The sequence below is a fragment of the Moorena sp. SIO3H5 genome (assembly GCF_010692395.1).
GTDB lineage: Bacteria > Cyanobacteriota > Cyanobacteriia > Cyanobacteriales > Coleofasciculaceae > Moorena.
In genome coordinates this window covers 1-6,894 of sequence record NZ_JAAHHS010000397.1, presented here as the reverse complement: position 1 = coordinate 6,894, position 6,894 = coordinate 1, and the positions used below count along the sequence as shown (strand labels likewise).

5 protein-coding genes and 1 pseudogene are annotated in these 6,894 nt (G+C 42.4%); all 6 read left to right on the top strand.

The features are described 5' to 3' along the window. Window positions 1-232: 232 nt before the first annotated feature. Window positions 233-874 carry an ABC transporter ATP-binding protein gene (locus tag F6K52_RS29350; RefSeq protein WP_293087061.1) on the top strand — a complete coding sequence of 214 codons (642 nt, stop codon included), beginning with the start codon at window positions 233-235 and terminating at the stop codon, window positions 872-874. 326 nt (window positions 875-1,200) lie between these two features. After that, complete coding sequence (gene rsmG / locus F6K52_RS29345; protein WP_293087058.1) at window positions 1,201-1,947, top strand: 16S rRNA (guanine(527)-N(7))-methyltransferase RsmG; 747 nt, start codon at window positions 1,201-1,203, stop codon at window positions 1,945-1,947. 108 nt (window positions 1,948-2,055) lie between these two features. After that, window positions 2,056-2,859 carry a DUF4058 family protein gene (locus F6K52_RS29340; protein WP_293087056.1) on the top strand — a complete coding sequence of 268 codons (804 nt, stop codon included), beginning with the start codon at window positions 2,056-2,058 and terminating at the stop codon, window positions 2,857-2,859. 652 nt (window positions 2,860-3,511) lie between these two features. Continuing rightward, window positions 3,512-5,101 (top strand): CHAT domain-containing protein, encoded by a 1,590-nt coding sequence (locus F6K52_RS29335; RefSeq protein ID WP_293087053.1) that lies wholly within the window; start codon window positions 3,512-3,514, stop codon window positions 5,099-5,101. After that, window positions 5,088-6,425: a hypothetical protein gene (locus F6K52_RS29330; RefSeq protein WP_293087050.1), complete on the top strand. Its 1,338-nt coding sequence runs from the start codon at window positions 5,088-5,090 to the stop codon at window positions 6,423-6,425. The genes F6K52_RS29335 and F6K52_RS29330 overlap by 14 nt, the downstream gene beginning before the upstream one ends. Before the next feature lies 1 nt (window position 6,426). Continuing rightward, window positions 6,427-6,894: pseudogene (locus tag F6K52_RS29325) on the top strand (MoxR family ATPase); the annotation flags it as partial.

Sequence of the window (6,894 nt, the reverse complement as noted above, 5' to 3'; positions counted from 1 at the left end):
TGTCAGCATTGAGCGGTCAGCCGTCAGCCGTCAGCCGTCCGCGATTCCAGTAGCGTGGCCCAAAGGCTAATGGCTGAACGCGCACGCGTGCGCGTAGCGCTTAAGCTGATAACTGATCGCTGAACGCGCACGCGTGCGCGTAGCGCTTAAGCTGAGTGCTTAAGATAGTAATGTCTATCAAATTTTGAAACCTCCCGAGTCTTGGAAGAGGGGAAGGAGTGGGCAGAAGGAAATGCTATATCTTAGAGACTTAACGTATCATCCACCAGCTAGCTCCACCCCGATCTTGAAGGGTCTCAATCTAGAGCTAGCACCACAAGAATTGGGACTAGTGATTGGTGTTAGTGGTTCTGGTAAAAGCACATTATTGGAAATTTTGGCAGGATTAGCCCAGCCCACCGCAGGAAAAATCTTTTGGGGAGAAACCGAACTGACAAACGACCACCTACCACAATTGGCAGGATTAGTGTTTCAGTTTCCAGAACGGCATTTCTGTGGTAAGACTATTCTGGAAGAATTGCGGATGGGACATCCAGAGTTGGGGTCACAGAGGGTTTATGAAGCTTTGGGGGAAGTGGGACTGGCGGATTTTCCCTTGCATACCTCACCCCATGCTATGAGTGGTGGTCAGCAGCGACGCCTTGCTCTAGCAGTACAACTGATTCGTCAACCCCATATACTGATGTTGGATGAACCAACAGCTGGATTAGACTGGTCTATGCGAAGACAGTTAGTCAATCTGCTGGCAAAACTCAAAACCCATTGGACACTCCTAGTGGTGACTCACGATGCTAAGGATTTACTGCCTATTGCTGACCGTTGCTGGACTCTTAAGCAAGGGGAATTAAACGCTGTTGATTTGGCTAATGCTTAGTGGTGAGTATTGAGTACTTTAGCGAAGGGAGTAGGGAGTAGGGAGTAGGGAGTAGGGAGTAGGGAAAAAAATTATCACAATTTATTTAGGATCCCTATTTAGAAATTAAAAATTAAAAAGTAAAAAGCAAAAAATGACGGTTCTTCAGTACCTTTTATGCTAAATTTATAGTCAAAAAGCTCAGAAAGCTTACTGTAGAATGAAAATTATGCTATTCAACTAACAAAAAAATTTGAATAGGGGCTTTTTCCACTGCTCCCTGCTCCCTGCTCCCTGCTCCCTTTGTAAAACTGTTTATTTAGCATAACAAGTATAGAAGAGCAAAAATGACAAATGACCAAAATGTTTTATCGCTGCCAGAGATGACAGAGGTTTGGCAACAAACTCTAAATTGGCAGCCAGATCCAGAACAACAACAGTTGTTTCAGAAACTCTATGAAGGGATTTTGTCAGGCAATCGTCAGTTGAATTTAACTCGGATTACCGCTGCCGAGGAATTTTGGGAAAAGCATCTGTGGGATTCTTTGGTAGGATTGGCTCCCATATGGCAGTCTGTAACTCCAGGACAGAGAATTATTGATATTGGAACAGGGGCGGGATTTCCAGGATTACCAGTTGCGATCGCATTTCCTAATACTGCTATTACGTTACTCGATTCTACTCGCAAAAAAATTACTTTTCTTCAAACCTTAATCCCCCAGTTGGAAATTAATAATGTTAAGACTTTAGTTGGCAGAGCAGAAGCAATTGGACAGAAGCAACAGCATCGACACTCCTACGATATTGCTCTAGTTCGTGCTGTTAGTGCCCCTTCTGTTTGTGCTGAATATGCTCTACCACTTCTGAAAAAGGGAGGTTTGGCAATTCTCTATCGTGGTCATTGGACAGATGAAGAAACCGAAGCTTTACAGCCAGCGGTAAAAAAGTTGGGTGGAAAAATTGAATCAGTTGAAAAATTTACTACGCCTTTGAGTGATAGTGTTCGTCATTGTTTGTTGTTGAAAGTATTATCACCAACAGTAGCTAAGTTTCCTCGTGCTGTAGGATTACCAGCACAAGAACCTTTGAATTAAAAGATCGATTTTTTGTAAGTGGTCAGCGGTCAGCGGTCAGCGGTCAGCTGATAGCTTACTTACGATAAAATCTAAGGAACGAGCATCAAATGCTGAGGAGGAAATTTTATGCCTTCCCCTTTTCCAGGGATGAACCCTTACCTAGAACATCCAGAAGTTTGGCCAGGAGTACATTTGTTACTTATTAGCGAGCTGACTAAATTCCTGTCTCCTCAACTGCGTCCAAAATACAGAGTTGGTGTTGAAGTGCGCATGTATGAAACCATTGGGGAACAATCTCTACTCGTTGGCATTCCAGATTTAACTGTCAAAGGTTCACAGGTGACAACGAAACAAGCAATTACCAATGTTGCAGTTGCAGAAGCTCCAACTCAACCCCAGAGGGTAGAAGTTCCTGTACCTGAAACCATTAAGCAAGGTTATTTAGAAGTGCGAGAGGTAGCTACCAAAGAAGTAGTAACAGCTATTGAAATACTCTCTCCCATTAATAAACGTTCTGGGGAAGGACGCAAGCAATATGAGACTAAACGAAATAAAGTTTTAGGCAGTTCCACTCATTTAGTAGAAATTGATTTACTGCGTAAGGGACAACCAATGCCAGTTTATCACAGCAATAGTGAAACCCATTATCGCATTTTAGTCAGTCGAGGAGACCGTCGTCCTCAAGCTGATTTGTATGGATTTAATTTACCAGATCCTATCCCTTCATTTCCCTTACCGCTGAAGTCTGGAGATACAGAACCATTAGTAGATTTACAGCTATTGTTGAGTAATATCTACGACCAAGCTAGTTATGATTTACTCATAGATTATAATCAAGAGCCACTACCGCAATTGTCGGAAGAAGACGGAGATTGGGTTAATACATGGTTAACGGAGCGAGAATTGCGTACGCCCAGGGTATCACAGTAACGTCATTCTGGTACAGAATCCAACAATTTCACCGTTACAGTTTCCCGATCCTTTATTAACTGTATCTGAAATGTTGCCACCAGTAATTTCGGAGTTTGTTGAGAGTTAATACTTCCAAAATTATCTTACCCGAGTCCCCGTTTTCCCTTTGCTATCAGCTAGAAACTGTCAGCTAATGCATGCCAGCATCGAAGTCTGTGCCAAGCTGTTTGCGTAGCGTGGCCAACGGCCAAGGACTTTTACCCAGACAAACAATTCTCATTAATCTGGAACTATTTAATTCTCTCGTTCTAGGTTTATTTCAAGCTGTTTGCGTAGCGTGGCCAACTGCCAACAGCTCACGGCTGAATGCTTACCCTGTGCTTTATCGGTCTGTATCAAACAATATATATATTTTATAAATGAGATGTAAAATTAGGAGTTTTTTTTGTCTTGGAAAATAAAAATCCCGATCTCTTTACCCTCTAGCATGCATGCCTATTGACTCTTGCATCTTGCATGATAAAGTATGTTTACAAATCAAATATAAACCCTATAATTAGCAGTAAAAATGTTAATTTAAGCGTGATATAATGGCGATACCAAATACAATCAGATGGTATCCCAACTAGAGTTAATTTTCGCCATAAAATTATAAAGTCAAAATTTTGGAATGACACTGCTGGAACTGCGCTTTTATCCCATTGAAGGCAAGCAAGATGGCTTCAAAGTGACTGTGGAGAGTTCATCACGAGAAGCCGATCACGAACCTGGTCTGCCTTTTCTCGACAGTAAGACTCCCGATGTCCAGGACAGACGTTTCACGGTAGTTAAGATATTACAGTCAACTCACTTCAAGCAGAAAGACTTTCCGTCGGAAGATGAGCAGGCTTGGATGGTACGTGAGCAACTGCTGCTACCGGAACGAAATGCTTTTGAGCCTGACTACTTGGCTAGTATTGGGCATAGGCTCTATGAAATATTAGGTCAAGACATTCAGCAGGTGATAGAGACAGCAGTAGCAGATGCTAAACGCGATCGCATTTTCTTACATATTCGGTTGCGGTTTCCAGCAGAAGACCCCAAACCTGTGCGCATTACTGATTATCCTTGGGAATTACTCCATAACCAGTATGGGTTTCTAGCCCACCAAGGGGTGACCTTCTCGCGCTATATTGCCTATCGTAGTCCTTGTCCTAATTTACCTGGAGTTGAACGGCTCAATGTCCTGTTGATTTCCTCTGGGGCAGGGGATGAGACAATGGGAATGGAATCATTACCTGCTGTTGAACGACATGCGATCGCAAACGGATTGCAACGGACTCAGGAAAAAGGGCACATCCAACTGGAAACTTTAGAATCTGCTACATTAAAAGCACTCCGCAGGCGGTTGTCAGAGCGCCAAACCTCAGGAGTGCCTCAGGTTCTGCATTTTGATGGACATGGCTTTTTTGGGAAGCGCTGTAATCAAATAGGATGCAAGAAAGTTTATTACCAGGGTGTAACTCAGTGTGAATGCGGTGCCCCATTGGGAAAAAAACCTCAAGGTTATTTGGTGTTTGAAGACTCAGATGGTAACGCTGATTATGTCAGTGCCAAAGAACTCGGAGAACTCTTAGGTAATTTGCAGCGTCGAGAGCAACCCCATTCAGCATCGGGAATTGCTTTAGTTGTTTTGAGTGCTTGCAAAAGTGCCATGTCTCGTAAGAGTGAGTCTGTCTTCAATGGGGTGGCACAGAGTTTGATTGGTGCAGGTATTCCTGCTGTAGTGGCAATGACCTATTCCATCAGGGTGGATGCCGCTAGTACGTTTGCGGAAGAGTTTTATCATTCAGTGGGGGAACAAGAGTCATTAGCGATCGCATTGCGTCGGGGACAAAGTGCTATGGGTATTGAAGGGAATCAGTGGTATCGTCCGGTGCTTTATCTGCGTTGGGAGGATAATGAGGGAGGACAGTTGTTTAAATCCGTTGAACCTGATGCTATTAATCAGGAAAATCCACCCTTAGAGAAAGTCCCTTCAAGCAATAAAACTAAGGTTAGCAAAAAACATTCTCGAGTTAAACAGATCAGAATAGAAATTATTAAGCAGGAATTTGAAAAGCTAGAGAAAAATTACAGAGCTGTTGCACAGAAGAAGCAGCGTGAAAGTAATCCTCAGGAGCAAAATAATCTGAACCTACAGCTTCAAGATATTGCTAACCAGATGGAGGAAAATGAGCGAAAGCGTGATGCACTAGAATATGGGTATGAGTACAGTTAAAAAACTACGCATAGACATTCTTAAGCAGGAATTTGAAAAGCTAGAGAAAGATTACAGAGCTGTTGCACAGAAGAAGCAGCGTGAAAGTAATCCTCAGGAGCAAAATAATCTGAACCTACAACTTCAAGATATTGCTAACCAGATGGAGGAAATTGAGCGAAAGCTTGATGTACTAGAAGAGCCACAAGATGATAAAAAAACTCTACTAAAGTTGTTAAATCCTTTTGAAAACGAAATTATAACCTATGTTCAAAAAGCCTACCAAGCTTGTTCTCCTGAAGATTGGCTTAATCCTGTACCAGATACTTTAACAGGGATTGTTGAAGATTTAGAAAAGATGCCCCAAGGAAGATCGAAATATACCAGAATTGAGCGCTGGGTGGGTTACTTAGTCACAGAGGTCACCGATTCAAAACTGCCTCCATCAGTTTCTCATCAGTTAAGGGAATGGTCTCAGCAGAATATCGAGGGATATTCAGAGTTGTTGAAGGAGGTAGAAAATAAGCCAAAAAGTAAGAACTCTTATTTAATGGTGGTTATTCATGCTAGTAACCAAAGCTCAGTTAGCAAATGGAATAAAGCAGGAAAGTATTTTGTAGAAGCTTGGTTTATGCCAAATGACGGAGTTTTAGAATTTGAGCAACTGTCTCAACCTGAATCTTTTCCAGAAACCGCCACAACGGATGAGATTCAGCAACTGCTAAAAGCCTTTTTAGAGGAAATCGCTACTAAATATTTATGTAGTCAGTTAACGATTGAATTATTTCTTCCCCTAGATTTATTGAATCGAGATATTGATGCTTGTAGAATTGATGATGGATGGGGTTATCTGGTACCAATTGGCTGTGAGTATCCGGTATTAGTACGCTCATGGGAGCGATTATTGCCAATTTACGGACGTCATCGAGGACTTTGGCAAGAGAAGTGGCATTTCTTGCAACAACTTCCAGGGGCTGCCTGTAATGGTTTTGTATCAGGTGATGATCAGGATTTAAATCGATTGTTTTTCCAGTTAAGTCAACAAAATGTGATTGGACTTAAGTTGCTAAAAGCTCCTCCAACAATAGGTAAAGGTAGTGTATTTGCCGTAATCCTGAAAGCAGCTATACCCGTAGCATTATGGTTAAGACAGAATTTATCCTTAAATTGCCAAGAGCAGGTTGATGGACTGCTCTGCTGCTGTATTCATGAACTACCTGAAGCGGTAAAAAATAAGCGCTTGGATGCTTTTCAGTATCCTCCGGATACTCACATTGGACACCATCTTTCCTTATTATGGGAAGACCCCTATCGCGTGCCCCCTAGTATCGAATACTCTATGTGATATGAATAATTGGAAAATCTTTCAAGGCACTGGCAAACCTATTGATGGGGAAATTGATGAGCTATTACCCCCTCCACCGAGTTGGCGTCAGTTTGATGGGAATATCAACAAGGCGCAACGACGGGGTGCTACTTTTCAGGCTCGTTCTGAAGAAATTGAGTTAGTCAATGCAGCCCTTTACCTGCGTCGTCCTTTATTAGTAACCGGAAAACCAGGTTCTGGAAAAACATCCTTAGCTTATGCGGTTGCCTATGAGCTAAAATTAGGTGAAGTGTTATACTGGCCGATTACAACCAGGACAACGTTGAAGGATGGTCTTTATTCCTATGATGCCATCGGTCGTCTACAGGATGCTCAGCAACAGGATAAGACTAATCAGGATAATCTCAAAGAAATTGGGAACTATATTAAACTCGGACCATTGGGTACAGCACTCTTACCATCAGATAAGCAGCGAGCGCTACTGATA

What these genes read in the sequence shown, in the direction of transcription:
- F6K52_RS29350 (WP_293087061.1), top strand. Translation starts at nt 233, where the DNA reads ATGCTATATCTTAGAGACTTAACGTATCATCCACCAGCTAGCTCCACC.
- rsmG (WP_293087058.1), top strand. Translation starts at nt 1,201, where the DNA reads ATGACAAATGACCAAAATGTTTTATCGCTGCCAGAGATGACAGAGGTT.
- F6K52_RS29340 (WP_293087056.1), top strand. Translation starts at nt 2,056, where the DNA reads ATGCCTTCCCCTTTTCCAGGGATGAACCCTTACCTAGAACATCCAGAA.
- F6K52_RS29335 (WP_293087053.1), top strand. Translation starts at nt 3,512, where the DNA reads ATGACACTGCTGGAACTGCGCTTTTATCCCATTGAAGGCAAGCAAGAT.
- F6K52_RS29330 (WP_293087050.1), top strand. Translation starts at nt 5,088, where the DNA reads ATGAGTACAGTTAAAAAACTACGCATAGACATTCTTAAGCAGGAATTT.